We start from the raw sequence: 25403 nt of genomic DNA, 5'->3' as shown, positions 1-25403 counted from the left end.
CCGATGGATGCTGGAACTCTGTCATGCAACCGCGCGGCGCGCCATGACTTGCCTGCCTTGCTCTGCCAGGTCCCAGAACAGGCCTGCCATCACCTGCAGCGACTCGCGCGAAACGCTGGCCAGTATATGCTCGTTGGGTGCGTGCTGCGAGCAGGCCGGATACGAGTGCGGCACCCACAGCGTCGGCAGCCCCAGCGTTTCGGAAAACACATCGTTGGGCAGCGAACCGCCCAGGTTGGGCAGCAGCGTGGGCTTCTTGCCGCTGGTCTCCTGCATCGAAGCCAGCCCCCAGCGCACCCATTCGTCGTCCGGATCGAGGCGTGTGGCGGCGAACTGCACGCCCGACAATGTCACCGCCACGTCGTCGTAGCCATGCGCGTCGAGATGGGCGCGAATGTTGGCGATGAAGTTGCGGTCGTCGCTGCCGACCACGAAACGGATCTGGCAATGCGCGCTGGCGCGGCCGGGAATGGCGTTGACCGGCGCTTCCGGATTGCCGGTCTTGAAGGCCAGCACCTCCAGCGTGTTCCAGCCGAATACGCGCTCGGCCGGCGTCATGCCGGGCTCGCCCCATTCGGCATCGACCTCGGGATCGCTAGGGCCGCCGCCGACCTTGACCTCGGCCAGCGCGTTGCGCACGCTCTGCGGCAACGATTCCGGCAGCAGGCTGGGCACGCGGATGCGGCCGCGGCCATCGACCAGGCAAGCGATGGCATTGGCCAGGCGCACGCCCGGATTGCGCAGCAAGCCGCCCCAATTGCCGGAATGGTGGCCGCCGTCGCGCAGGTTGACCGTGAGGTCGAAGTTGCAGCCGCCGCGCGAGCCGAGGAACATGGTCGGCGTAGGCGCGTTCACGCGCGGCCCGTCGGAGGCGATGAAGACATCCGCCTTGAGGCGCCCGGCATATGCCTGGCACACGGCGTTCAGGCCGGGCGAGCCGGTTTCCTCGCCCATCTCCAGGATCACCTTGACGTTGTAGCCCAGCTTGCCGCCGCGCGCCTTGATGACCTCTTCCAGCGCGGCCAGGTTGATCGTGTGCTGCGCCTTGTTGTCGGCGGTGCCGCGACCATACCAGCGGTCGCCGTCGACCACGATTTCCCAGGGCGACAGGCCGGCGCGCCATTGCTGGTCGTAGCCGCGCACGACATCGCCATGGCCGTAGGTCAGCAGCGTGAACGCCGCCGCTTCCTCCAGGCGTTCGGCGATGAGGAACGGGCTGCCGCCAGGCAGCGGGTTCTCCACCACCTCGCAGGTAAAGCCCAGGCCCTGCAGGTAAGGCGCCATCTCCTGGTTGAGATAGTCGTACAGGATGGGACGGCTGGCCGGCTCCTGGCTCTCGGTGCGGATGGCCACGCGCTTTTGCATCGTTTCCATGAAACGGCCGTCATCGAAATACGCCTCCACGCCGGCGATGGCTTGTGCTCTGCTCATGCTGCTTCTCCTCTAAGCTAAGTCTGGTTCTGGGTCTGATTCAATTCATTCATCCGCGGCGGCGGCAGGCGGCCTGCCCGCTTCGGCGTCGTGCATTCCGTTCGGTTGCGATGGCGTCGTTCAGGCCGCCGCGGCCAGCTCGGGGATGCCGCGGCCCGGCTCGGGGGTAAACGCCGACGCCAGCAGCATGCGCGTATAGGGATGCTGGGCATCGCTGAAAATCTTCTCGCGCGTCTGCAGTTCGACGATGCAGCCCTGGTTCATCACCGCCACCCGGTCCACCAGGTGCTCCACCACACCCAGGTCATGGCTGATGAACAGATAGGTGAGCCCGAACTCGGCCTTCAGGTCCAGCAGCAGGTTCAGGATCTGCGCCTGTACCGACACATCCAGCGCCGAGGTCGGCTCGTCGCAGATCAGGATGTCGGGCCGCAGGATCAGCGCGCGCGCGATCGCCACGCGCTGGCGCTGGCCGCCGGACAGCTGGTTCGGATACTGTCCGTAGGTGCGCTCGGGCATGCCCACCAGGTCGAGGATCCGGCGCACCGCCTTCTCCTGCCCGGCGGCGTCGCCGATGCCATGCAGCTTCAGCGGCAGGCCGACGATCTGCGCCACGGTCTTGCGCGGGTTGAGCGACGAATACGGGTCCTGGAAGATCGGCTGGATATGGCGCGCATTGTCGCGGCGCCTGGTCGGGTCTACCTCCTGGCCGTTGACCAGCACATTGCCCGAGGTCGGCTCCAGCAGGCCCAGCAGCATCTTGGCCAGGGTGCTCTTGCCGCAGCCGGACTCGCCCACCAGCCCCAGCGTCTCGCCGCGGTACAGGCGCAGCGACACGTCGTTGACCGCCTTCAACGCCACCGGCGCCTTGAACATGCCGCGCTTCAATTGGTACACCTTCGACAGTGCGCACAATTCCAGCGCGATGTCGCCGCCGGGGGCCGGCGCTTGGTCCGGCAACAGTTTTCCCAGATCGCCCATGTTCATGCCAGCACCTCCATCGGTTCGGTTTGCATCAGCGCATCCGGCTTGTGGCAGCGCGCGGAATGCGGATGGCCGTCGCTGCCGCGCGCCGCCATCGGCGGCTCGGCCTCGCAGCCGGCGTCGGCCAGCGTACAGCGGTTGCGGAAGGCGCAGCCGGTGACGTTGCCGACCAGGCTGGGCACCACGCCGGGAATGGCCTGCAGGCGGCTGCCCGGCAGCGTCTTGCCGCGCACCGGAATGCAATTGAGCAGGCCGCGCGTGTACGGGTGGCGCGGGTTCTCGAACAATTGGCCGACATCGGCAGTCTCCACCACCTGCCCCGCATACATCACCGCCACGCGGTCGGCGATGCGCGAAACCACGCCGAGGTCGTGCGTAATGAAGACCACCGCCGTGCCGAACTCTTGCTGCAGCTCACGGATCATGCGCAGGATCTGCGCCTGGATGGTCACGTCCAGCGCGGTGGTCGGTTCGTCGGCGATGATCAGGTCGGGGCCGCACATGAGCGACATGGCGATCATCACGCGCTGGCGCAGGCCGCCGGACAATTGGTGCGGATACTGGCGCAACCGGTCTTCGGCATTGGCGATGCCGGTGCGATGCAACAGGTAGATCGCCCGCTCGCGCGCCTCGGCGCGGGTGACGCGCGGCTGTTGCAGCATCGCTTCGCACAGCTGGTTGCCCAGCGTATAGGCTGGATTGAGCGAGGTCATCGGCTCCTGGAAGATCATCGCCATGCGCTTGCCGCGCAGCTGCATTCGTTGCTGCTCGGGCATGCCGTTCAAGTCGGCGCCGTCGAACAGGATATGGTCGGCGCTGCACTGCGCGCGGCGCGGCAACAAGCCCATCAGCGCCAGCGAAGTCATCGACTTGCCGCAGCCCGATTCGCCGACCAGGCACAGCATCTCGCCGCGCCGCACCTGGAAGTCGATGCCGCGCACCGCATGCAGCGTGCCGTTTTCGGTGGGCAGGTCGACCTTCAGGTTTTTCACATCCAGCAATATGCTCATGGCTTTCTCCTTGACTGCGATCGGTACGGCTCAGTTGCGGCCATCGGGCGCATTGATGTCGCGGATGCCGTCGCCCACCAGGTTGATGGCCAGCACCAGCACCGCCAGCGCCAGGCCGGGAATGACGATCACCCAGGGCTTGAAGAACATGTAGGACTTGCCTTCCGCGACCATCAGGCCCCACGACGGGGTAGGCGGTTGCACGCCCAGGCCGAGGAAGGAAAGGGTCGCTTCCAGCAGGATCGCGTGGGCCATCTCCAGCGTCGCCACCACGATCAACACGCCCATGATGTTGGGCAGGATTTCGCGCGCCAGGATATAGGGCGTGGAAGCGCCGATGGACTTGGCCGCGGCGATGAATTCGGCGTCGCGGATCTGCTGCGTGGCCGAGCGCGTGACCACCGCGAAACGGTCCCACAGCAACAGGCCCAGCAGGATGATCACCACCTTGAGCGAACCGCCCACCAGCGACGCCATCGCCAGCGCCACCAGCACCACCGGCATGGCCAGGCGGGTGGTGATCAGGTAGCTGATGACGGCGTCGGTGCGGCCGCCGAAGTAACCGGCCAGCACCCCCAGCGTGGTGCCGATCAGGCCCGAGATGAGCGCGGCGGCGATGCCGATCGTCAGCGACACGCGGGCGCCGTAGATCAGCCGCGACAGGTAATCGCGACCCAGCTTGTCGGTGCCGAGGATGTGCTCCCAACTGCCCTGTGCGTTCCACACCGGCGGGATCAGCCGCGCCGAGACATCCTGGTTGAACGGGTCATGCGGCGCCAGGAGCGGTGCGCAGATCGCCGCCAGCACGATCAGGAGCAGCACCACCGCGCCCAGCGTCAGGCCGCGATGGCCGAGGAAGCGGTTGAGCTTGCGGCGCCAGGCCGGCGCCGGTTTCAATGCGCCCTGCAGCAACGCGCCCGGCGCCAGGGTGGAGGATGTGGTCGTCATGTCGGCTCCTTGAGCGGAATCAGCAAGTTCAGCGGGTGCGGATGCGCGGATCGAGCAGCGCATTGATGATGTCGGCCAGGAAGGTCAGGCCGATGTAGAACATGGCGATGATCAGCACCACCGCCTGCACCACCGGATAGTCGTTGCGCGAGATGGCGTCCCAGGCCAGCTGGCCCAGGCCCTGCATCGAGTAGACCGATTCGATCACCACCGAGCCGCCCAGCATGAAGCCCAGTTCCACCGCCGCCAGCGCCACCACCGGGATGACCGCGTTGCGCAGCGCATGCTTGAATACCACCCGGGATTTGGACAGGCCCTTGGCGCGGGCGGTGCGGATGTAGTCCGAGCCCAGCACTTCCAGCATGCCGGAGCGGGTCAGGCGCATCATCGCCGGCATGGCGTAGTAGCCCAATGCCACCGCCGGCAGGATGAAGTGCTGCCAGCTTTCATTGCCCGCCACCGGCAGCCAGTGCAGCGTGACGGCAAACACCAGGATCAGCGTCAGGCCGAACCAGAAACTGGGCATGGCCTGCCCCACCACCGCCACCAGCAGCGCCGCGCGATCCAGCCAGGTGTCGCGGTAGATGGCCGCCAGCACGCCCAGCGGAATGGCCACCAGGATCGCCAGCAGCAAGGCACTGCCGCCCAGCTTGAAGGTGATCGGCAGGCGTTCGGCGATCATCTCCATCACCGGGCCGTTGAAATAGAAGGAGTTGCCGAAGTCCAGCCGCACCGCCTTGGCCAGCCAGTCCACGTACTGCGTGGCCATCGGCCGGTCCAGCCCGAACTGCACGCGGATCTGCTCGACCTGGGCGGCGCTGGATTCGGGCCCGGCAATGGCGGTGGCCAGGTCGCCCGACATGTGCAGCAGCGAGAAACTGACGATGGATACCGTCAGCGCCACGCACAGGGCGATGGCCAGACGGCGCAGGATGAATATCAACATGGCGGCGTTCCCTTCATCAGGAAGATCGTGGCTGCGCGGCAGGCGTCGCGCGCCGGACAGTGCTTGCAAGTTGCGCGCCTGCCCGGCGCTTGCGGCTTGCCCTATGCTTATTTCCAGCTGGCCTCGTAGAACCGTGGCAGTTCATCCGGATAGCCCTGGAACTTCAGTTGCGCGTTGTACGCATAGAACGTCGAATACGAGAACATCGGCGCCACATAGGCTTGCCTGGAAATCAACTCCTGCGCCTTGGTGTAGTTGGCCTTGCGCACCGCCGGGTCGATCGAGGAGTCGGCGACCTGCAGGTATTGCTGCAGTTGCGGGTCCTTGGTGATGTCGTCGGCGCTGCCCTTGAAGTACACGCCGGCGAAGGCCGAGGTGTCGTTCATCGAGAACGAGCCCCAGGAATAGAAGCTCATCGGGGTCTTGCCGCTGCGGTATTCGTTTTGCAGGGCCGCGAACTTCATGTAGTGCAGGCGCGCACGGATGCCGACCTTGTGCAGGTCGCCGATGATGGCTTCGGCCACCTCGCGTTCGCGGTAGGCGTAGATGTCGGTGTCGAAGCCGTTGGGATAGCCGGCTTCGGCCAGCAACTGCTTGGCCTTGGCCGGGTTGTAGTCGAACTTGATGGCGGCGTTGCTATCGCAGCCGAACTGGGTACGGAAACAGGCGGTATAGACCGGCTGGCTGCCGCCGCGCATCAGGTTGTCGGCGTAGCCCTTGCGGTTGACCGCATGGTTGACCGCCTGGCGTACGCGCAAGTCCTTGAACGGCGAATTGGGCGAAGACGAACCGGTGGTATCGAGCGTGATGAAACCGATGCGCATGGTTTCGCCGCTTTGCACCGTCAGCTTGGGATTGGTCTTGAGCGAATCGGCCTGGTCGGGCGGCACGCGCCAGATCCAGTCGATGGCGCCGGTCATCAGTTGCGCCGCGCGGGTTTCCGGATCGGGGATCACCACGAACTTGATGTTGCCGATGCTGGGCTGGCCCTGCGGGCTGTCCTTGAAGTAGTTGGCGTTCTTCACCAGGGTCACGCCCTGCCCCGGCGTCACGCTGGTGACCTTGTAGGGCCCGGTGCCGATCGGCGCCTTGGCGAAACCGTCCAGGCCGACCTTCTTGAAGTAAGCCGCCGGATAGACCGGCAGCGGGCCGGCCAGGTATTCCAGCGCCGCCGGGAACGGCGCCTTCAGGTTGATGCGCACCTTGTAGTCGCCCAGCTTGTCGGCGCTCTTGATCCAGTCGGTGTTCTGGCGCGTGACCGCCTTGGACTCGGGCGACACCACATAGTTGAAGGTAAACACCACGTCGTCGGCGCTGAACTTGTCGCCGTTCTGGAATTGCACGCCCTGGCGCAGGTCCAGCACCAGCGCGGTGGGCGACTCCCATTTCCAGGCGGTGGCCAGCTGCGGCTTGTACTCGTTGGTCTTGGGATCGCGGTAGATCAGGGTGTCCCAGATCAGGTGGGCCAGGATCACGCCTTCGCGCAGGTTGTTGTGGTACTGGCTGATGTTTTCGACTTCGCTGTCGGACGCATACACCAGTGTGTCATTGGCCTTGTTGGCCATCGCGGAAAACGATGCGGCGGCGCCTGCCGCCAGCAATGCACATCGCGACCAGGCCAATAAAGATGTCTTCATTGCGTTCATTTCAACCCCTTCGTGAAAGAGAAATGTTTGAAAAAACAGCGACGTCGAGGGCATACTAGGCCGGTCTTTATCGATGCCGCAATAAGCAAATTTCTATGCCTCCGTTGCCGAAAAGAGATGGATAGGTTTGTGCACCACAATGTATTGGCGCCTCGAAAACCCGTATCGCAGCAGGATCATGGCTTGCCGCGCAGATGCAGCATTTTCGGCGCCGGCGTTCTGTCCGGCGGCGCACCAAAGCCGTGAAGAACGCACCAAATAAACCATGAAAATCTTTTGCGCCTGCCTGGGCGCGCTTCGCCAACCGGCGTGAAAAGAGGTCAACGATGAAATCACAGCACCTGCAAGACACCGCCCTGCGTTATTTCCTGGAAGTCGTGCGTTGCGGCTCGATCAGCGAGGCGTCGCAACGGCTCAATGTGGCCAGCTCGGCCATCAGCCGCCAGATCAGCAGCCTGGAAGATGCCCTCGATACCGTGCTGTTCGAACGCCGGCCGCGCGGCATGGTGCTCTCGGCCGGCGGGGAAATGCTGGCCGCGCACGCGCGCAAGGTGGCGCTGGAGGCCGATCGCGTGGTGGCCGACCTGCAGGCCTTGAAGGGATTGCGCAGCGGCCGCGTGAGGCTGTCGTCGTCGGAGGGTTTCGCCATCGATTTCCTGCCGCGCCTGATCAACGCTTTCCAGAAGAAATATCCCGGCTTCGTGTTCCAGCTCTTCGTCGGCGCCCCGGCCGTGGTCTCGCGCCAGGTGCGCGAGGGCAACGCCGACATCGGCCTGACGTTCGCGCGCCTGCCGGAGCCGGAAATCAAGGTGGTGCACCGCCAGCCGGGGCCGATCTCGCTGGTGATGCGGCACGACCATCCGCTGGCGCGTTTCCGCCAGATTTCGGTGTCGCAGATCCGCGCCTATCCGATGGCCCTGCCCGATCCCACCACCACGCTGCGCCAGTTGTTCGACATCGCCTGCAGCCGCCAGCATGTGGCGATCGAACCGGTGATGACCAGTAACTACATCCAGTCGCTGCACAATTACCTGCTCGACAACGATGCGCTGTCCATCACCGGCGAAGTGACGGTGCGCTACCGCATCGCCAGCGGCGAACTGACCATCCGCCCGATCCGCGACTGCCCCAACGACGGCCGTTTCATCGAAGTACAGACGCTGGCCGGGCGCACCCTGCCGCGTAGCGTGGAAATCTTTCTTGATTATCTGGTGGCGGATCTTGCCAAGGATCTGTAAGGGCTGATGATGCGCTCACCTATGTGAGTGTGCTGATATGTGGGCGTGCTGAGTTGCTTTGTGTTGGTGGGAGGGGGTATTGGTTTGATGTTTTTTTTTGAGGAGGGAGTAGTCTGCTCTTGCTGCGTGCAGATGTACTGGCTTAATGCTTATCTTTCTCCGGTCTAAGCGGAGCGCCGGGGGCGGCCCGGCAGCCGCTCACTTTCTTTGCTTCGCCAAAGAAAGTAAGCAAAGAAAGGCGACCCCTAAGTGCCAGCCCCTTCGGGGTGCCCGTTGGAGCGCCATGAAAAATGGGCAATGCAGAGTCGCTTCGCTCCGACTGCCTCGCTGATCCATTTTGCATGGCACTCCAACAGCTGGCCCACAAGGGGAGGAAACCTGAACGCCTCGCCTACTGCATCGGGCTTGGGAGGGGAGTTGCGCGTTGGCGCCATTCCTTGAACCAAGCCAGTCGCAAGCACCGCGATGCCGAAGGCGAGCCGGACAAGACGTCGCATCTAACCAGCCGGCGGATCGGGCAAAAAAATGGATCAGGAAAGCAGTCGGAGCGAAGCGACTCTGCTTTTCCCATTTTTTTGTCCGATCCGTCGGGGACCCCGAAGGAGCTGGGTAGTTGCCTTGTTGGAGCAGTGCTCCAACCCTTCTTTTGCTTACTTTTCTTGGCGAGACAAGAAAAGTGAGCGGCTGCCGGGCCGCCCCCGGCGCTCGCTTCAACCGAAGAAAGAAAAGACTAAAGCCAGTACATCGACCAGCAGCAAGACCAGACTACCCAAAAAACATCAAGCCAGTACATCTGCACGCAGCAAGACCAAACTACTAAATTACTAACCCCCAACCACCATCACATCCAAAACAAAATCCCCACAATCTCACCGATCCGCAAACGCATCGGTAGCCCGGATCAGCTTATCCAGTATCCCCGGTTCGCTGTAGGCATGGCCTGCGCTGTCAATCATGTGCAGTTGCGCATCCGGCCAGGCCTTGGCCAGGTCCCATGCCGAACGGGCCGGCGTCGCCAGGTCATAGCGTCCCTGCACGATCACGCCCGGAATCCCCTTCAGGCGCGATGCATTGGCCAGCAACTGCCCTTCTTCCATGAAGCCGCGGTTGACGAAGTAATGGTTCTCGATGCGCGCAAAGGCCAGCGCGAACAAGGCGTCGTTGAAGGAATCGATCATCTGCTCGTCGGGCACCAGCGTGATGGTGCTGGCCTCCCAACGGCTCCAGGCGCGCGCCGCCTCCAGCTTGGCGGCCTCGTCGGCGCCGGTCAGGCGCTTGCGGTAGGCGCTCATCAGGTCGCCGCGCTCGGCCTCGGGAATGGGTGCGAGGAACTCATCCCAGCGGTCCGGCGCCATCCATGACGCGCCTTCCTGGTAATACCAGTCCAGCTCCGCCTTGCGCAGCAGGAAAATGCCGCGCAACACCAGCTCCGTGACGCGTTCGGGATGGGTCTGGGAATAGGCCAGCGCCAGCGTGCTGCCCCAGGAGCCGCCGAACACCTGCCACTTCTCGATCTTGAGCATCTCGCGCAGGCGCTCGATATCGGCCACCAGATCCCAGGTGGTATTGGCTTCCAGGTTGGCATGCGGCAGCGAGCGGCCGCAACCGCGCTGGTCGAACAGCACGATGCGGTATTTCTCCGGGTTGAACAGGCGCCGGTGCGACGGGCTGATGCCGCCGCCGGGGCCGCCATGCAGCAACACCACCGGCTTGCCGCGCGGATTGCCGCACACCTCCCAATACACGCGATGGCCGTCGCCCACATCCAGCAAGCCCTGGTCGTAAGGTTCGATGGGCGGGTAGAACGTGCGCAGTTGCGATTCGGATGATGGTGCAGAGGCAGCGGCAGATGTCATTAGTAAAATCCTCGTGAATGGGACACAAAGAAATAGTATAGAGCCTGTCCGCGAATCGTTCACTCGACCACGAGTTCGTAGCTGTTCTTGACTTCGTTGAGCACGAAGAAGGAACGCAACTGGCGCACGCCCGGCAGGCGCAGCAGCGTGTTGGCATGCAGCCGGTTGAAGGCCTGCAGGTCTTTCACGCGCAGCTTGATCCAGTAATCGAATTCGCCGGCCAGCAACAGGCACTCCTGCACGGCCGCGATATCGCGCACCGCCTTCTCGAACTCGGCGAAGCTTTCCGGCGTCGAGCGGTCCAGCACCACGCCCACCGTCACCAATACCGGCAAGCCCAGCTTTTCCGGATCGAGGATGGCGCGCACATCCTTCACGTAACCCTCGTCCATCAGGCGCTTGGTGTGGTTCCAGCAGGCGGTGGCGCTCATGCCGACCTTCTTGGCCAGTTCGGCGTTGGCGATGCGGCCGTCCTTCTGCAGCGCCTTGAGGATGCGCTTGTCCATGCGGTCGAGTGACATGATGAAAATTCCCTGAAAGACGTTTTTTATGGATGTTTATTTCGACATATAAAAATCTGTCGCTTCAACAATCCGAATAATGGCATAAATTCGGAAACACCATTTAAAACCGCAGGCGTAAAGTTGATCCCGTCGATTCAACGTGAATCGCACCGATTTCCCACCGACCTGAACCTGACGGAGCACCCTATGCTGGCACTCGACAAACTGTTCCCGCGCAAGACGCTGGGCTTCTTTCCTTCCCCCATCCACAAACTGGAGCGCCTGTCCGCGATGCTCGGCACCGAGATCTGGGCCAAGCGCGACGATGTCTCCTCCGGCCTGGCCTTCGGCGGCAACAAGATCCGCAAGCTGGAATGGCTGGTGGCCGATGCGCTGGCCAAGGGCTGCGACACGCTGGTCTCGATCGGCAACATCCAGTCCAACCACACGCGCCAGGTGTGCGCAGCCGCGGCCGCGGTCGGCATGAAGTCCTACACCGTGCAGGAAACCTGGCTGGAATGGGACGACCCGGTCTACGACAAGGTCGGCAACATCCTCCTGACCCGCATCATGGGCGGTAACCCGATCATGGGCGGCTACGGTTACTCGACCACCGAAAAAGACACCTGGACCCGCGCACTGGAAGAAGTGCGCGCCAAGGGCGGCAAGCCCTACCCGATCCCGGCCGGCGCTTCGGACCACCCGCTGGGCGGCCTGGGCTACGCCAACTTCGCCGATGAAGTGGCGATGCAGGAACAGCAACTGGGCATCTTCTTCGACAACATCGTGGTGGCGACCTGTACCGGCTCCACCCAAGCCGGCATGGTGGTCGGCTTCGCCGCGCAGGACAAGCGCCGCCGCGTGATCGGCATCGACACCGCCGACGACGAGGCGATGACCCGCCGCGCGGTCACCAAGATCGCCAACGACACCTGCGAACTGATCGCCTCCAAGGGCGGCAAGAAGGTGGTGTTGAAAGACGCCGACATCGAAATCATTCCCGACTACAGCGGCCCGGCCTACGGCCTGCCGAGCGAACAGACCATCGCCGCCATCCGCACCGCCGCCGAAATGGAAGCGATGCTGACCGACCCGGTATATGAAGGCAAATCCATCGACGGCCTGATCGACATGGCCAAGAAGGGCCACTTCAAGGGCCAGCGCGTGCTGTACGCCCACCTGGGCGGCGCCCCGGCGCTCAACGCCTATTACAAGGCCTTCGAAGATCCGGAGAACCTGACCAAGCTGGCGCGCGAAGCGCGTTACAAAGAATAAGCGGCGAACAGTAGTACCGACGAAACAGAAGCGGCCCGCAATCTTGCGGGCCGTTTTTTTTACATTCGCCTGCATACCATCCTGCAGAAAAACACCACATCCATACCGATTCCCCTCACATTTCCAGCAAGTTCGAATTCCTGCCGCTTGATCAGTATCAAAGCCGCTGCCTCGCTTCACGCGTACCTTTCGGGCATCGTCAACCGTCAGGTAAAAGCCCGTGAAAAAACTCGTGACCATCGCCGCCGCAGCCGCGGCCTTCGCTGCCTCCTTCGTCGCTCCCGCCGCCTTTGCGCAGGAAGCGCAAAGCCCCTGGCTGGTGCGCCTGCGCGCCGTCAATATCAGCCCCGACAATAAATCCGATCCGGTCGCCGGCGTGACCACCCAGGCGGACCAGTTGAGCGTGAGCTCCAGGACCATCCCCGAAATCGACATCAGCTACTTCTTCACCCCGCACATCGCGGCCGAGCTGATCCTGACCTATCCGCAGAAGCACGACGTGCGCCTTTCCGGCCAGAACATCGGCAGCTTCAAGCAATTGCCGCCGACCCTGCTGCTGCAATACCACTTCACGCCGGAGTCGCGCTTTTCGCCTTATGTCGGCGCCGGCCTCAACTACACCCGCATTTCCAATGTCAACGTGCTGGGCGGCGCGGCCGAGCTGGACAACCACAGCATCGGCGGCGCCCTGCAGGCCGGCCTGGACATCAAGATCGACCGGCACTGGCTGATCAACTTCGATCTCAAGAAAGTCCAGATCCGCAGCGACGTGAAGGTCGGCGGCGCCAAGGTCAGCACCGTCAGGATCGATCCTTGGCTGTTCGGCGTCGGCGTCGGCTATCGCTTCTGACCCGCTCCGCCGTCCGTCCCTTAAGCAAGAAGAGGTTCCATCACGATGCCGACAACTTCGCATACCACGCCGGTAGCGCCCGGCGCACCGATGCCGCACCGCAAGATCATCCGTTCCTGGGTGATCCCGATCAGCCAGCGCAGCACCGCCATTGCGCTCTGGCTGTCGGCCATCGATTACTGCCTGTTCGGCCTGGGGCTGGCAGCCATCGTCTGGATGCCGTGGCTGATCGGCAAGATCCTGCTGGGCATGGCAACCGGTTTCGTCATCGGCCGCCTGTTCATCCTCGGCCACGATGCCTGCCACCAGAGCTTCACCCCCAACCGCAAACTCAATACCTGGCTGGGCCGCATCCTGTTCATGCCCTCGCTGACGCCTTACAGCCTGTGGGCGATCGGCCACAACGTGGTGCATCACGGCTATACCAACCTGAAGGGTTTCGACTTCGTCTGGCAACCGCGCACCATCGAGGAATTCCGCGCCCTGCCGCGCTGGCGCCGGCAACTGGAGCGCCTCTACCGCAGCGGCTGGGCGCCCGGCCTGTACTACCTGGTGGATATGTGGTGGAAGCGCATGTACTTCCCCTCGAAGAAGCAGATGCCCACCCGCCGCGCCGAGTTCATGTGGGACGGCGTGCTGGTCAGCCTGGCGGCGGCGGCGTGGATCGCCGGACTGGCCTGGGCGGCGCAGGCGACCGGCCAGTCGTTCTGGAGCCTGTTCATTGCCGGCTTCGCCATCCCCATCCTGTTCTGGAAGGCGATGATCGGCTTCGTGGTCTATGTGCACCACACGCATACCTCGGTGGCGTGGTACCAGGACAAGACCACCTGGGCCGCGGCCCAGCCCTTCGTCTCCACCACCGTGCACCTGACCTTCGGCCGCCACTGGGGCGCGCTGCTGCACCACATCATGGAACACACCGCGCATCATGTGGACATGAGCGTGCCGCTGTACCGCCTGAAGCAGGCGCAGAAGAAACTGGAAACCATGCTACCCGGCCGCATCGTGATCCAGAAGTTTTCGTGGCGCTGGTATTTCGACACCGCGCGCCGCTGCAAGCTGTACGACTTCAACCGCCTGTGCTGGACCGATTTCCGCGGCCGTCCCACCAGCAAGCCGCTGCCGCTGCCTGAAATGCCCGTGGCAGTCACTGCGGCAAGCCCGGCCTGAGCAATACCTGCAGCACCTGCAGTTTGACGTTCAACAACAAGACGGTCACATGGAAGGGCAGTCGCGGATCCCCGGTAACTCCGCGATACCGCCCAATCCCCCCATCAAGACCGCCCCTCTCCCTTGCCCTTCTCCCTTGCCCCTAGCCCTTTTATCGCGCGCCGCCTTGCCTACCTGCCGGCAACTTTTCCCGATTACTTGCCGCTTGTTTGATCTGGCGCAAGAAATGCCGCCTGATTCCGCCATGGCGCCGCTTCGCGCCTGTCGCGCAGACTTAAAATGGAGGCCATCGAATATCGCAACATGTCCGCCGGGAACATCGTATGAACCAGTCTTGCCACTCTCCCCTGACCGCCGCGCGCGAAGCCGCCAGCAGCTCGGCCCTGCGCAGCTGCACCGCCTGCGGCATGCACCAGTTGTGCCTGCCGATGGGCCTGGACGAGTCCGACATGAAGCGCCTGGACAAGATCATCGGCCGCCGCAAAGTGGCGCGCGACGACTTCCTGTACCGCATCGGCGACCGCTTCACGTCGCTGTACGCGGTGCGCGTGGGCCATTTCAAGACCTACCAGGAAAACCTCGACGGCGACCGCCAGATCACCGGCTTCCAGATGCCCGGCGAACTGCTGGGCATGGATGCCATCAGCACCGAACGCCACCAGTGCGACGCCGTGGCCCTGCAAGACAGCGAAGTATGCGAGATCCCGTTTGCGCGCCTGGAACAGTTGTTCGGCCAGATCCCGCACCTGCTGCGCCATTTCCACCGCATCATGAGCCATGAAATCACCAGCGAGCAGAACGTCATCATGCTGCTGGGGAACATGCGCGCCGAACAGCGCTTCGCGGCCTTCCTGGTCAACCTGTCTTCACGTTACGCCGCACGCGGCTATTCGCCGACCCGCTTCCAGTTGCGCATGACGCGCCAGGACGTGGGCAACTACCTTGGCCTGACCATCGAAAGCATCAGCCGCCTGATCTCCAGGTTCCGCAAGCAGGGCTTGCTGGCGGTGGAGCAACGCGATGTGGAAGTGGTGGACCTGGCGGCGCTGAAGAAGCTGGCCGCCGGCGTGGACGCCTGCCTGCCGCCCGGCGCGCGCGCGCTGGCCTGAATCTCCCCCGCCTTGCCGCCGATCGTTACGCCGGATGGCGCGGCGGCTCAGAGCGTCTGCGAATAACGCTGCGGCGCGGCTTGCTCGCGGTCCTGCGCCAGGTAGCGGTCGAACACCATGCAGATGTTGCGGATCAGCAGGCGGCCCTTGGGCTCGACCGTGATCCATTCCGGCTCGATCCGGAGCAGGCCGTCCGCCTCCAGCGCCTGCAGCTTTTCCATCTCGGCCGCGAAGTATTCGCGGAAGACGATCGGATAGGCGATCTCCAGCGAGCTGATCGACAGCTCGAAGTTGCACATCAGGCGCTGGATGATCAGGCGCCGCAGCACGTCGTCCATGCCGAGCCGGATGCCGCGGGCAATCGGCAGCGTGGCGCTTTCCAGGCGCGCGTAGTAATCGTCCAGGGTCTTCTCGTTCTGGCTGTAGCTGCCGCCCACGGCGCTGATGGCCGACACGCCGCAAGCCACCAGGTCGCTTTCCGAATGGGTTGAATATCCCTGGAAATTGCGGTGCAGGCGGCCCTGGCGCTGGGCCACCGCAAGATCGTCGGCTGGCTTGGCGAAATGGTCCATGCCGATGTAGACGTAACCGGCCGCGCTCAGCTGGCGGATGCACAACGACAGCATGTCGAGCTTGCTGTCGGCGCCGGGCAGGTCGCCTTCATTGATCTGCCGTTGCGTCTTGAACAACTGCGGCATGTGGGCGTAGTTGTAGACGGCAATGCGGTCGGGGCTGGCCGCGACCACCTTGGCCAGCGTGCGCGACATCGACATCACATTCTGCTTCGGCAAACCGTAGATCAGGTCGATGCTGACCGAGCGGAAGCCGGCCGCGCGCGCGGCGCGGATGATTTCCGGCGTCTGCTCCTCGGACTGCACCCGGTTGACGGCGCGCTGCACCTCGGGATCGAAATCCTGCACGCCCAGGCTGATGCGGTTGAAGCCCTGCGCGCGCAGCGACTGCACGTGTTCGACCGATACGGTGCGCGGGTCGATCTCGATGGAGTATTCGCCCACATTGTCCGGCGCCAGCGTGAAGCTCTTGCGGATGTGCGCCATCAGGTCGCCCATCTGCCCGTCCGACAGGTAGGTCGGCGTGCCGCCGCCGAAATGCAGTTGTTCGACCTGGTTCATGCCGGAGAACAGCGAGCCCTGCATGCTGATCTCTCGCTTGAGGTAACTCAGGTAGAGCGCGGCCTTGGCGCGGTTGCGGGTGACGATCTTGTTGCAGGCGCAGTAGTAGCAGATGGTGTCGCAGAACGGGATGTGCAGATACAGCGACAGCGCGCGCCAGGCCCCCATGCTGCGGCGGTCGGCGACGGCGTGCAGGTAGTCGGCAACGGCGAAGTCGCCGGAGAAGCGGTCGGCGGTCGGATAGGACGTGTAACGCGGGCCGCGCTGGTCCATCTTGCGCAGCACGCTCTTGCTCATGCCTGCCAGGCTGGCGGAATCGGGCGTCAATGACGGATGGGCGACTTGCATGGGATGCTCCTGGCCAGCCGCCCGGGCGCATGGCCGGCAGGATGCGCGACAGGCGCAATGCACCACGAGCCGCTGCGTCGGGCGAACAGGGATTGATTGGAGACTGCAGGATAGGCGCGGCGGCAAATGGGCGCCTTGATATGCATCAACCTGACCGCTGGCCGCACGCTCATTGCGTGAGCGGCAAGAATTTCCGCGCGGCCGGCCGTCCGGCGACACGCAGGTTATCATCACGGCAAAAACCAGGAGACTCCATGACCGTTCCCGTCGCACCCGCCATTGCCGCCCCCGCCGTTTCGCCCTACCTGCATATCGATGCCCGCTTTCGCCGCCTGGTGATCGGCACGGCCCGGCTCGATTGCCTGCATACCGGCAGCCGCTGGACCGAAGGCCCGGTGTGGCTGTCGGCCACGCAGGAGCTGGTGTGGAGCGACATCCCCAACAACCGCCTGCTGCGCTGGTCCGAAGGCGCGGGGGCCGGCGTGTTCCGCCAGCCGTCCGATTTCAACAACGGCAATACGCTGGACCGGGAAGGCCGCATCGTCGGCTGCCTGCATGGCGCGCGCGCAGTGGTGCGCACCGAGCACGACGGCAGCATCACTACGCTGGCTTCGCACTGGCAGGGCAAGCGCCTGAATTCGCCCAATGACGTGGTGGTGAAGTCGGATGGCTCGATCTGGTTCACCGATCCCGACTACGGCATCAACAGCGACTACGAAGGCTACCGGGCGGACACCGAAATCGGCGCCTGCAACGTCTACCGCATTGACGGCGCCAACGGCGAACTCGCCCTCGTCGCCGGCGACATGGAGCGCCCCAACGGGCTGGCCTTCTCGCCGGACGAATCGAAGCTGTACATCGCCGACACCGGCCAGACCCACCGCGAGGATGGCCCGCACCATATCCGCGTGTTCGATGTGACGGATGGCCAACGGCTTACCGGCGGCCGGGTGTTCGCCACCATCGATCCCGGCCTGGCCGATGGCTTCCGCCTGGACGAACGCGGCAATATCTGGACTTCGGCCGGCGATGGCGTGCATTGCTATGCGCCCGACGGCGCCTTGCTGGGCAAGATCCTGGTGCCGGAAGTGGTATCCAACGTGACGTTCGGCGGGCCGCGCGGCAATCGCCTGTTCATCACCGCGACGACCTCGCTGTATGCGGTCTACCTGGCGGTCAATGGCGCCCGCCGCCCGGCATCGCCCGGGTGAGCGCGCCTGCAACGCGTGAGCCTGGGCGCGGTATGGTAAAGTAGCGCCCTTCACATCCCGCGCTGCGCGCGGGATTTTCGTCCATGGGTTCCCTAACCCCATTCATCAAAAAGGTCCATATGACAACTATCGATCTGCGCCGGCACACGGCCGTGCTGGCCTGGCTTTCGCTATTCCACCTGCTAGTGATCATCTCCAGCAATTATCTGGTGCAGTTGCCGGTGTCAATCTTCGGCTTCCATACCACCTGGGGTGCGTTCAGCTTTCCGTTCATCTTCCTGGCGACCGACCTGACGGTGCGCTTCTTCGGCGCGCAACTGGCCCGGCGCATCATCCTGGCGGTGATGTTGCCGGCGTTGTTCGTTTCCTATGTGGTGTCGGCGCTGTTCTACATGGGCCAGTGGCAAGGCTTCGGGGCACTGGCGCATTTCAACCTGTTCGTGGCGCGCATCGCGCTGGCCAGTTTCATGGCTTACGCGCTGGGCCAGATCCTTGACGTGCAGGTGTTCAATCGCCTGCGCGCCAGCCGGCGCTGGTGGCTGGCGCCTTCGGTGTCCATGCTGTTCGGCAACGCCAGCGACACGCTGGCCTTCTTCTCGATCGCCTTCTGGCGCAGCAGCGACGCCTTCATGGCCGCGCATTGGGTGGAAATCGCGGTGGTCGACTACTGCTTCAAGATCGCCATCAGCCTGCTCTTCTTCCTGCCGGCGTATGGCGCGCTGCTGTCCATGCTCAGGAACTGGATGGCGCGGCCGCTGGCGGCCGGTCCGGCCTGACCCCGTTCCTGTTGCCAAATGACGGCAGGCTTGCTTCCCGGCCTGCAATATTTCCTGCCAGACGGTAAACTTGCGGCTTCGCGCGGCGATTCCCGCTGCGCTTTCCTTCCTCCCTGGAATCCGCATGAACTGGCCCTTGTTCGCCCTCGCCATCGCCGCCTTCGGCATCGGCACCACTGAATTCGTCATCATGGGCCTGCTGCCCGACGTCGCGCGCGACCTTGGCGTCTCGGCGCCGGCGGCCGGCATGCTGGTTTCCGGCTATGCGCTGGGGGTGGCCGCCGGCGCCCCGATCCTGGCCATCGTGACGGCCAAGTGGCCGCGCAAGCAGGCGCTGGTCGGACTGATGAGCTTGTTCATCCTTGGCAATATCCTGTGCGCGATCGCGCCCAGCTACGCTTTCCTGATGGTGGCGCGGGTCGTCACGGCGTTCTGCCACGCTGCGTTCTTCGGCATCGGCTCGGTGGTGGCGGCCGAACTGGTCGCGCCCGACAAGCGCGCCCAGGCGGTGGCGCTGATGTTCACCGGGCTGACGGTGGCCAATATCCTCGGCGTTCCCCTGGGCACGGCGTTCGGCCACGCGGCCGGCTGGCGCTCCACCTTCGGCGCGGTGACCGGCATCGGCGTGCTGGCGGCGATCCTGCTATGGACGCTGCTGCCGAAAAAGATCGCCATGCAAGGCGGCAACATCTTCCAGGAATTCCGTTCCATCATGGCCACGCAGGTGCAGCTCTCGCTGCTGACCTCGACGCTGGCCTCGATCAGCATGTTCAGCGTGATCACCTATATCGCCTACATCCTGCTGGACGTGACCGGTTTTACCGCGCAACAGGAAAGCTGGGTGCTGCTGCTGTTCGGCGCCGGCATCACGGTCGGCGGCCTGGTCGGCGGCAAGCTGGCGGACTGGAAACTGATGCCGGTGATGTGCGCGGTCTTCCTGTGCATCGCCATCGTGCTGGGCTTGTTCTCCTGGACCAGCCACTACAAATGGCCGACCCTGGTGACCATGTTCGCCTGGGGCGCATTCGCTTTCGCGGTGGTGCCGGCGGCGCAGGTGCGGGTGCTCGATACCGCGCGCGGCGCCCCCAATCTGGCCTCGACCCTGAACCAGGGCGCGTTCAACCTCGGCAATGCCACCGGCGCCTGGCTGGGCGGCGTGGCGATTTCCATCGGCCTGCCGCTGACCGACTTGCCGCTGATCGGCTCGGCCGTGGCCTTGCTGGGCCTGGCCACCGTGGCGTTGTCGGCCTCGCTGGATAAACGGAAACGTCCCAGGCTGGCCGCCTGACACTGGCCAAGCGGAATGAAAAAGGCGCTTGCCCTTGAGGGGCAAGCGCCTTTGCTTTTGGGGCCTTGATAAAACTCAGGCCGCGTCCAGGTTGGCCGAGGCCAGGTAGTTGTCGAAGAAGCTTTCGCAACGCGCCAACTGCTCCAGCGTGACGAATTCATTGGGCTTGTGGGCCTGGACGATGTCGCCCGGGCCGCAGATCACGGCCGGCATGCCGGCTTCGCCGAACAGGCCGCCTTCGGTGCCGAAGCCGACCTTGCGCGCGCGTTCGCTGCCAAGGATGCGCAGCGCGGCGGCGACGATCGGATCGTCGGCCGCGGTGCTCATGCCGGGATATGCGGTCAGGGTCTCGAACTCGATGCGGCCCTGGGCGCCGTCGATGGCCATCTGCGGCACGATTTCCTTTTGCGCATACGACTTCACTTCCTCGAACACCTGCTGCGGGTCGACACCCGGCAAGAAGCGATGTTCGAACACGAACTCGGCCTTGTCGGGAATGATGTTGGGCGCGTTGCCGCCATTGGACATGGTGGTGACGATGGAGGAATACGGCACATCGAAGTCGTAATCCCGGGCTTCCGAATCGCGCACGCGCATGGCGATCTCGCGGATTTTCAGCTGCATCATCGCGGCGAAATCGATGCTGTTGATGCCCAGGTGCGGGCATGAGGAATGCGCCGCATGGCCATGCACCGAGCAGCGGTAGGAGCGCTTGCCCTTGTGCGCGATCACGGCCTGCATCGAGGTCGGCTCGCCGATGATGACGCCGGTGGGCCGGATGTCGTTGCGCTGCAAGTCGGCCAGCAATTCGCGTACGCCCAGGCAGCCGACTTCCTCATCGTACGAGAACGAGAAATGCAGCGGCGTGTGCAAGCGCCCCTGGTCGAGCGCCGGCAAGCGCGCCAGGCAGACGGCGATGAAGCCCTTCATGTCGCAGGCGCCGCGGCCGAACAGCTTGCCGTCGGCGACGTGGGCGACGAAGGGATCGGTGTCCCAGTTCTGCCCCTTGACCGGCACCACGTCGGTATGGCCGGAAAACACGGTGCCGAATGCGGACTTGCCTTCCGCCGCACCCGTAATGGTTGCAAACAGGTTGGCTTTGCGCCTTTCGGCATCGTAGGTCAGACGCGTCCTGGCGCCGTGGCGTTCGAGGTAATCGCGAACCCATTCGATCAATCCAAGGTTGGATTCGCGGCTGATGGTGTTGAAACCGATGAGGGTCTTGAGGATATCCAGCGTTTGCTTCGTCGGTTCCGACGTTGCCGTTTTGAGATGTGCGTTCATGATGATGTTTGCCTGTTCAATTCCGGAATCTTCGCCGCCTGTGGCGACGACAGATCCCGCCAGCTCAGCAGCAAGCGCCGTGCCACCACACGGCCGGCGCGGCGCCTGGGCTGGCCGGATAGGATTTCCCCGGTGGCCGCTGATCGACGGCCGGGACCTGCGTCGGCCGTTTACGCTATAGGAAGCGCGATCAGCACGCGCGGTATGCACGCTTGACGCAACACAAGCGACATTACACCTCATTTCCCGCGGCCACGCTCCCCCCTTCCGAAAAAAGCCGGGCAGGCAAGCTCGACAATGGCGCCTCCGATCAACCAAAACACACGCCAATTGACGCACTGCGAAATTATGTAAGGATTTCCAGAACGAATCCGGTTGGCTTCCGGTCAATGATCATGGCACGCGCCATCCACCATGCGAGCAGAGAGGAACCGACCGTGAGAAACGCATCCATCGACGTGCTGAAAATATCGCTGGCGCTGATGGTGGTGGCGCTGCACTGCTACATCTTCCGCGAGATCAGCCAGGCCGGCTCCTACTATCTCTACAATGGCTTCCTGCGCGTGGCGGTGCCGATGTTCTTCATCCTCAACGGCTATTTCATGCCCAAGACCGGGGCGTTGAAGGACAACGCGCAGTGGTTCAGGCGCGTGCTCCTGCTCTACCTGTTCTGGATGGCGCTCTATTCGCCGCTCTATGTGCCGCAGGCGGGCGGCTATGCCTTCCCGCTCAACCTGGCCTATCTCGCCGGCGAGATCGTGTTCGGCCACTGGCACCTGTGGTACCTGTCGGCGTTGATCATGGCGGGCGCGATCGTCATCGGCATCCGCGAGCGCGGCAGCCGGTTCGCCCTGGGACTGGCGCTGGCGCTATATGCGACGGGCTGCGCGATCCAGTATGTCGCCCACTATGCATACAACGGCGCCCTATCCTACGCGCTGTACCGCAATGTGCTGTTCTTCGGGCTGCCTTTCGTCATCATCGGCTACCACTACGATGCCATCGCCGGCTACCTGGAGCGCCACGCCAACGCCATCCTGGCGCTGGGCCTGGGCCTGATGTTCATTGAAATTTCGTTGGCCTGGTTCCACGCCGAGAACCGCCGCGGTTTCGACATGTACGCCGGCCTGCTGCTGGTGTGCCCGGCCTTCTTCGCCAAGGTCAGGCAAGCCCGGCCATTCCAGAGCGCGTGGCCGCTCGGCAAGATCTCCTCGGCGCTGTACCTGCTGCATCCGGGTTGCATGGTGATCGGCAGCAAACTGGGCATCCCGGACGGCACGCGCATGTTCATCTTCGCCGTAACGCTGAGCCTGGCGCTGACCTTGCCGTTCCTTTACCTGTCGCGCAGCAAGCGTTTTGGATTTGTCCTGTAGCGGCCATTGCCCGGGCCAAAAACAAAGCCGGGGTTCCGTTGCAAACCGGAACCCCGCCTTCCTGATCCATACCGCCGCGCCGCTGCCTTGGCGCCGGCGGGCACGGACATTCACTTCTCGCGCGAATTGATGTGCAAATCGAATTCCCGCTGCGCCGCTTCCAGATTCTTCAGCGCAGTCTGCCAGGGCTCGTAATCGGCCATGGTCAGCCAAGGCCCGGCTGGATTCTGCTTCCATTGCTCCAGCTTGGCGACCATCTGTTCATACTCGTTGAGCTGGGTTTCCAGCAAAACCTCGATGTGCGCCTTGAGTTCATCGGCGCGTTCAATCCACGGATCCGGTGTTTCCATTGAGCCTCCATAAAGATGCGAGCCATGTTAACACGGCATCGGCATTTCCAAGCCCTGCCGGGCCCCGCCCGCTCTTCGCGATGCAAAGATGCTTGCGCGAAAGATTGTCGATCACATGAAAACGGGAGCCGAAAACGCAAAAGCCGTTGAATGCTTGAACATTCAACGGCTTTTTCGATCTGGTTGCGGGGGCAGGATTTGAACCTACGACCTTCGGGTTATGAGCCCGACGAGCTGCCAGACTGCTCCACCCCGCGTCTGAAGAAAAAGATTATATGACACTTCCAAATGGAATGCAAACATTCTCTGCCATCTTTTTACAGTGATACACTGCTACCCGCACATGCCACTGCCTGCGCGCAACGATGTCAGTGCCGCGGCGCCGGCCGATGGAGTGAGACGCGCATGCATGCCGATAACAACCAAATCAAGCCACGACGATCCTCTTCTATGAAATTCTGCTCCGAATGCGGTCAGCCCGTGTCGCTGCAAATTCCCCAGGACGACACGCGCCAGCGTTTCGTCTGCGGCAGCTGCGGCACGATCCATTACCAGAATCCCAAGATGGTGGTGGGTTCGCTGCCCGTATGGGAACAAGACGGCCAGCTCAAGGTATTGCTCTGCAAGCGCGCCATCGAGCCGCGCCTGGGTTACTGGACGCTGCCAGCGGGCTTCATGGAGAACGACGAGACCACCGAGGATGCGGCCGTGCGCGAAACCGAGGAGGAAGCCGGTGCGCGCATCAGGCTGCATGAGCTGTTCTCGCTGGTCAATGTGCCGCATGTGCACCAGGTGCACCTGTTCTACCGCGCCACCCTGCTCGACCTGGATTACCAGGCCGGCATCGAGAGCCTGGAAGTTGCACTGTATACAGAGGAGCAGATTCCCTGGAAGGATATCGCCTTCCCGACGGTGGAATTCACGCTGCGCGCTTTCTTCGCGGATCTGAAGAAGCTGCGCACCGGTGACGGCGGCTTCACGCTGCACACCGATGACATCCGGCGCCGCATGATCTGATCCGCAGAGAGTTCGCGGATGATCGCCTGGCTCAACATCGACACTCCCTTCCCCGACGTCTCGCGCGCGCTCAAAGATCCCGCCGGACTGCTCGCGGCGGGCGCCGACCTGTCGCCGCCGCGCCTGCTGGAGGCCTACCGCCAGGGCATCTTCCCCTGGTTCTCGGACGGCCAGCCGATTCTCTGGTGGAGCACCGACCCGCGCATGGTCCTGCGCACCTCGCAATTCGTGATTTCGGACAGCCTCAGGAAGACCCTGCGCCGCATTGAACGCAGCCGCCATGGCGATGGCTTGTGGCAAATCACGTTCGATACGGCCTTCGAAGAAGTCATGCGCGGCTGCGCCGAGCCGCGCCGGCATGAGCAAGGCACCTGGATTTCGCCGGAAATCATCGAAGGCTATACCGGCCTGCACCGGGCCGGCTATGCCCATTCGTCGGAAGTGCGGCTCAATGGCGAACTGGTCGGCGGCGCTTATGGCGTGTCGATCGGGAAGATGTTTTACGGCGAATCGATGTTCGCCCGCGTCAACGACGCTTCCAAGGTGGCGCTGGCGCATCTGGTGCTGTTCCTGCGCAACCATGGCGTGGACATGATCGACTGCCAGCAGGAAACCTCGCACCTGGCCTCGCTCGGGGCCCGTCCCATCCCGCGCGACGATTTCCTGCGCCACTTGCGCGCGGCCATCCGCGAACCGCAAATTACCCGCTGGCAGCCGCTGAACCTGCTGGAAACCGGCATTCCGCCCGCAGAGCGTTCCTGAGGCCGCTTCCTGGATCGGCTCCGCGCCACCAAGACATCATCCAAATGGTGTAAATTAACGCCATGGCTCACTGCCCGGCGGCCGTCACTCTCCTGCCGCCGGGTTTCCGCATCACAGGACAGGACGCACATGACGCATCTCAAAGACTTGCCGTTCTCCACGCTGCAGTTCTATGCGACCGCGCCCTATCCGTGCAGCTATCTCGACCACCAGCAAGCCCGTTCGCAAGTGGCCACGCCCTCCCACCTGATCAATGCGGATGTGTATTCCGAGCTGGTCAAGACCGGCTTTCGCCGCAGCGGCATCTTCACCTACCGCCCTTATTGCGACGGCTGCAACGCCTGCACCCCGGTGCGCATCCGCGCCGCAGAGTTCGTGCGCAACCGCAGCCAGCGCCGCGCCTGGGAACGCAACCGGCACCTGGTGGCGCTGGTGACGAACCTGACCTACGCGCATGAGCACTACGAGCTGTACTTGCGTTACCAGTCGGTGCGCCACGCCGGCGGCGGCATGGACCAGGACAGCCGCGACCAGTACGCGCAGTTCCTGCTGCAAAGCAAGGTCAACACGCGCCTGGTCGAGTTCCGCGAGCCCGACGGCGTGCTGCGCATGGTCAGCATCATCGACGTGCTCAACGACGGCCTGTCGTCGGTCTACACCTTCTTCGATCCGGACATGCCGGGCGCCTCCTTCGGCACCTACAACATCCTGTGGCAGATCGAGCAGGCGCGCCAGCTGGACATGCCTTACGTCTATCTCGGCTACTGGATCAAGGAAAGCCCGAAAATGGCCTACAAGACCAACTTCCAGCCGCTGGAGGCGCTGCACAAGGGCGAATGGGCGCCGCTGGAAAGCTGACGGCAATACCACATCCAGCGCCGCCAAATGGCGGAAA

General features: G+C 63.5%; 23 protein-coding genes and 1 tRNA gene. 12 read left to right on the top strand and 12 right to left on the bottom strand.

Annotated features, from left to right (window positions below):
* Window positions 1–21: 21 nt before the first annotated feature.
* The 6 genes from FB598_RS04185 to FB598_RS04160 form a co-directional block, all read right to left on the bottom strand.
* On the bottom strand, window positions 22–1431 hold the full coding sequence (locus FB598_RS04185) for a M20 family metallopeptidase (RefSeq protein WP_141913116.1): 1410 nt from the start codon (window positions 1429–1431) through the stop codon (window positions 22–24).
* A 120-nt stretch (window positions 1432–1551) separates the two neighbouring features.
* The gene (locus FB598_RS04180; RefSeq protein ID WP_141913115.1) at window positions 1552–2418 is read right to left on the bottom strand and encodes an ATP-binding cassette domain-containing protein; all 867 of its coding nucleotides are present in this window, start codon (window positions 2416–2418) and stop codon (window positions 1552–1554) included.
* A complete protein-coding gene (locus tag FB598_RS04175; protein WP_141913114.1) occupies window positions 2415–3425 on the bottom strand; it encodes an ABC transporter ATP-binding protein in 1011 nt (336 codons plus the stop codon). The genes FB598_RS04180 and FB598_RS04175 overlap by 4 nt, the downstream gene beginning before the upstream one ends.
* A gap of 30 nt (window positions 3426–3455) precedes the next feature.
* Window positions 3456–4373, bottom strand: a complete 918-nt coding sequence (locus tag FB598_RS04170) for an ABC transporter permease (RefSeq protein WP_141913113.1) — start codon at window positions 4371–4373, stop codon at window positions 3456–3458.
* 28 nt (window positions 4374–4401) lie between these two features.
* Window positions 4402–5319: an ABC transporter permease gene (locus FB598_RS04165; protein WP_141913112.1), complete on the bottom strand. Its 918-nt coding sequence runs from the start codon at window positions 5317–5319 to the stop codon at window positions 4402–4404.
* Between the two features lie 107 nt (window positions 5320–5426).
* Window positions 5427–6965 carry an ABC transporter substrate-binding protein gene (locus FB598_RS04160; protein ID WP_141913111.1) on the bottom strand — a complete coding sequence of 513 codons (1539 nt, stop codon included), beginning with the start codon at window positions 6963–6965 and terminating at the stop codon, window positions 5427–5429.
* A gap of 326 nt (window positions 6966–7291) precedes the next feature.
* Here FB598_RS04160 and FB598_RS04155 point away from each other — a divergent pair, with 326 nt between their 5' ends.
* Window positions 7292–8203, top strand: coding sequence for a LysR family transcriptional regulator (locus tag FB598_RS04155; protein ID WP_141913110.1), 912 nt, complete (start codon window positions 7292–7294; stop codon window positions 8201–8203).
* A gap of 869 nt (window positions 8204–9072) precedes the next feature.
* Here FB598_RS04155 and pip read toward each other — a convergent pair.
* Window positions 9073–10059: a prolyl aminopeptidase gene (pip, locus tag FB598_RS04150; protein ID WP_141913109.1), complete on the bottom strand. Its 987-nt coding sequence runs from the start codon at window positions 10057–10059 to the stop codon at window positions 9073–9075.
* A gap of 59 nt (window positions 10060–10118) precedes the next feature.
* Window positions 10119–10580 (bottom strand): Lrp/AsnC family transcriptional regulator, encoded by a 462-nt coding sequence (locus tag FB598_RS04145; RefSeq protein ID WP_141913108.1) that lies wholly within the window; start codon window positions 10578–10580, stop codon window positions 10119–10121.
* 189 nt (window positions 10581–10769) lie between these two features.
* On the opposite strand from FB598_RS04145, the gene FB598_RS04140 reads away from it, so the two are divergent.
* The 4 genes from FB598_RS04140 (at window position 10770) to fnr (ending at window position 14966) form a co-directional block, all read left to right on the top strand.
* A complete protein-coding gene (locus tag FB598_RS04140; protein ID WP_141913107.1) occupies window positions 10770–11837 on the top strand; it encodes a 1-aminocyclopropane-1-carboxylate deaminase in 1068 nt (355 codons plus the stop codon).
* Between the two features lie 220 nt (window positions 11838–12057).
* Window positions 12058–12687 carry an OmpW family protein gene (locus FB598_RS04135; protein ID WP_141913106.1) on the top strand — a complete coding sequence of 210 codons (630 nt, stop codon included), beginning with the start codon at window positions 12058–12060 and terminating at the stop codon, window positions 12685–12687.
* A 90-nt stretch (window positions 12688–12777) separates the two neighbouring features.
* Window positions 12778–13857 (top strand): fatty acid desaturase, encoded by a 1080-nt coding sequence (locus tag FB598_RS04130; protein ID WP_141913354.1) that lies wholly within the window; start codon window positions 12778–12780, stop codon window positions 13855–13857.
* A 323-nt stretch (window positions 13858–14180) separates the two neighbouring features.
* Window positions 14181–14966 carry a fumarate/nitrate reduction transcriptional regulator Fnr gene (fnr, locus tag FB598_RS04125; protein WP_141913105.1) on the top strand — a complete coding sequence of 262 codons (786 nt, stop codon included), beginning with the start codon at window positions 14181–14183 and terminating at the stop codon, window positions 14964–14966.
* A gap of 47 nt (window positions 14967–15013) precedes the next feature.
* Here the strand turns inward: fnr and hemN are convergent, their stop codons facing one another.
* Window positions 15014–16447, bottom strand: coding sequence for an oxygen-independent coproporphyrinogen III oxidase (gene hemN / locus FB598_RS04120; protein WP_141913104.1), 1434 nt, complete (start codon window positions 16445–16447; stop codon window positions 15014–15016).
* Between the two features lie 254 nt (window positions 16448–16701).
* Between hemN and FB598_RS04115 the strand changes: the two genes are divergently transcribed.
* The 3 genes from FB598_RS04115 to FB598_RS04105 all read left to right on the top strand — a co-directional run bounded on the left by FB598_RS04115 (window position 16702) and on the right by FB598_RS04105 (window position 19722).
* Window positions 16702–17658, top strand: coding sequence for an SMP-30/gluconolactonase/LRE family protein (locus tag FB598_RS04115; RefSeq protein ID WP_141913103.1), 957 nt, complete (start codon window positions 16702–16704; stop codon window positions 17656–17658).
* 119 nt (window positions 17659–17777) lie between these two features.
* The gene (locus tag FB598_RS04110; protein WP_141913102.1) at window positions 17778–18434 is read left to right on the top strand and encodes a 7-cyano-7-deazaguanine/7-aminomethyl-7-deazaguanine transporter; all 657 of its coding nucleotides are present in this window, start codon (window positions 17778–17780) and stop codon (window positions 18432–18434) included.
* 124 nt (window positions 18435–18558) lie between these two features.
* A complete protein-coding gene (locus FB598_RS04105) occupies window positions 18559–19722 on the top strand; it encodes an MFS transporter (RefSeq protein WP_141913101.1) in 1164 nt (387 codons plus the stop codon).
* A 75-nt stretch (window positions 19723–19797) separates the two neighbouring features.
* On the opposite strand, the gene argE is transcribed toward FB598_RS04105, so the two are convergent.
* The gene (argE, locus tag FB598_RS04100; protein WP_141913100.1) at window positions 19798–21006 is read right to left on the bottom strand and encodes an acetylornithine deacetylase; all 1209 of its coding nucleotides are present in this window, start codon (window positions 21004–21006) and stop codon (window positions 19798–19800) included.
* A gap of 437 nt (window positions 21007–21443) precedes the next feature.
* Between argE and FB598_RS04095 the strand changes: the two genes are divergently transcribed.
* Complete coding sequence (locus tag FB598_RS04095; protein WP_183405811.1) at window positions 21444–22379, top strand: acyltransferase family protein; 936 nt, start codon at window positions 21444–21446, stop codon at window positions 22377–22379.
* 110 nt (window positions 22380–22489) lie between these two features.
* On the opposite strand, the gene FB598_RS04090 is transcribed toward FB598_RS04095, so the two are convergent.
* Both FB598_RS04090 and FB598_RS04085 read right to left on the bottom strand, forming a co-directional pair.
* Window positions 22490–22729 (bottom strand): hypothetical protein, encoded by a 240-nt coding sequence (locus tag FB598_RS04090; RefSeq protein ID WP_141913098.1) that lies wholly within the window; start codon window positions 22727–22729, stop codon window positions 22490–22492.
* Window positions 22730–22909: 180 nt separating this feature from the next.
* Window positions 22910–22986: transfer RNA gene (locus FB598_RS04085), tRNA-Met, on the bottom strand.
* Window positions 22987–23179: 193 nt separating this feature from the next.
* Between FB598_RS04085 and FB598_RS04080 the strand changes: the two genes are divergently transcribed.
* The 3 genes from FB598_RS04080 to FB598_RS04070 all read left to right on the top strand — a co-directional run bounded on the left by FB598_RS04080 (window position 23180) and on the right by FB598_RS04070 (window position 25366).
* Window positions 23180–23746 carry an NUDIX hydrolase gene (locus FB598_RS04080; protein WP_141913097.1) on the top strand — a complete coding sequence of 189 codons (567 nt, stop codon included), beginning with the start codon at window positions 23180–23182 and terminating at the stop codon, window positions 23744–23746.
* A gap of 18 nt (window positions 23747–23764) precedes the next feature.
* A complete protein-coding gene (gene aat, locus FB598_RS04075) occupies window positions 23765–24508 on the top strand; it encodes a leucyl/phenylalanyl-tRNA--protein transferase (RefSeq protein WP_141913096.1) in 744 nt (247 codons plus the stop codon).
* A 129-nt stretch (window positions 24509–24637) separates the two neighbouring features.
* Window positions 24638–25366, top strand: a complete 729-nt coding sequence (locus FB598_RS04070; protein ID WP_141913095.1) for an arginyltransferase — start codon at window positions 24638–24640, stop codon at window positions 25364–25366.
* The last annotated feature ends 37 nt before the right edge of the window (window positions 25367–25403 follow it).

Origin of the sequence: Herbaspirillum sp. SJZ106, assembly GCF_006715495.1 — a bacterium.
Classification (GTDB): domain Bacteria; phylum Pseudomonadota; class Gammaproteobacteria; order Burkholderiales; family Burkholderiaceae_D; genus Herbaspirillum.
Note: the sequence above shows the minus strand (reverse complement) of the source record. Positions and strands in the feature narration are given on the sequence as shown.

Coding starts and splice junctions, on each gene's coding strand:
- FB598_RS04185 (WP_141913116.1), bottom strand. CDS start 1,431: ATGAGCAGAGCACAAGCCATCGCCGGCGTGGAGGCGTATTTCGATGAC.
- FB598_RS04180 (WP_141913115.1), bottom strand. CDS start 2,418: ATGAACATGGGCGATCTGGGAAAACTGTTGCCGGACCAAGCGCCGGCC.
- FB598_RS04175 (WP_141913114.1), bottom strand. CDS start 3,425: ATGAGCATATTGCTGGATGTGAAAAACCTGAAGGTCGACCTGCCCACC.
- FB598_RS04170 (WP_141913113.1), bottom strand. CDS start 4,373: ATGACGACCACATCCTCCACCCTGGCGCCGGGCGCGTTGCTGCAGGGC.
- FB598_RS04165 (WP_141913112.1), bottom strand. CDS start 5,319: ATGTTGATATTCATCCTGCGCCGTCTGGCCATCGCCCTGTGCGTGGCG.
- FB598_RS04160 (WP_141913111.1), bottom strand. CDS start 6,965: ATGAACGCAATGAAGACATCTTTATTGGCCTGGTCGCGATGTGCATTG.
- FB598_RS04155 (WP_141913110.1), top strand. CDS start 7,292: ATGAAATCACAGCACCTGCAAGACACCGCCCTGCGTTATTTCCTGGAA.
- pip (WP_141913109.1), bottom strand. CDS start 10,059: ATGACATCTGCCGCTGCCTCTGCACCATCATCCGAATCGCAACTGCGC.
- FB598_RS04145 (WP_141913108.1), bottom strand. CDS start 10,580: ATGTCACTCGACCGCATGGACAAGCGCATCCTCAAGGCGCTGCAGAAG.
- FB598_RS04140 (WP_141913107.1), top strand. CDS start 10,770: ATGCTGGCACTCGACAAACTGTTCCCGCGCAAGACGCTGGGCTTCTTT.
- FB598_RS04130 (WP_141913354.1), top strand. CDS start 12,778: ATGCCGCACCGCAAGATCATCCGTTCCTGGGTGATCCCGATCAGCCAG.
- fnr (WP_141913105.1), top strand. CDS start 14,181: ATGAACCAGTCTTGCCACTCTCCCCTGACCGCCGCGCGCGAAGCCGCC.
- hemN (WP_141913104.1), bottom strand. CDS start 16,447: ATGCAAGTCGCCCATCCGTCATTGACGCCCGATTCCGCCAGCCTGGCA.
- FB598_RS04115 (WP_141913103.1), top strand. CDS start 16,702: ATGACCGTTCCCGTCGCACCCGCCATTGCCGCCCCCGCCGTTTCGCCC.
- FB598_RS04110 (WP_141913102.1), top strand. CDS start 17,778: ATGACAACTATCGATCTGCGCCGGCACACGGCCGTGCTGGCCTGGCTT.
- FB598_RS04105 (WP_141913101.1), top strand. CDS start 18,559: ATGAACTGGCCCTTGTTCGCCCTCGCCATCGCCGCCTTCGGCATCGGC.
- argE (WP_141913100.1), bottom strand. CDS start 21,006: ATGAACGCACATCTCAAAACGGCAACGTCGGAACCGACGAAGCAAACG.
- FB598_RS04090 (WP_141913098.1), bottom strand. CDS start 22,729: ATGGAAACACCGGATCCGTGGATTGAACGCGCCGATGAACTCAAGGCG.
- FB598_RS04080 (WP_141913097.1), top strand. CDS start 23,180: ATGAAATTCTGCTCCGAATGCGGTCAGCCCGTGTCGCTGCAAATTCCC.
- aat (WP_141913096.1), top strand. CDS start 23,765: ATGATCGCCTGGCTCAACATCGACACTCCCTTCCCCGACGTCTCGCGC.
- FB598_RS04070 (WP_141913095.1), top strand. CDS start 24,638: ATGACGCATCTCAAAGACTTGCCGTTCTCCACGCTGCAGTTCTATGCG.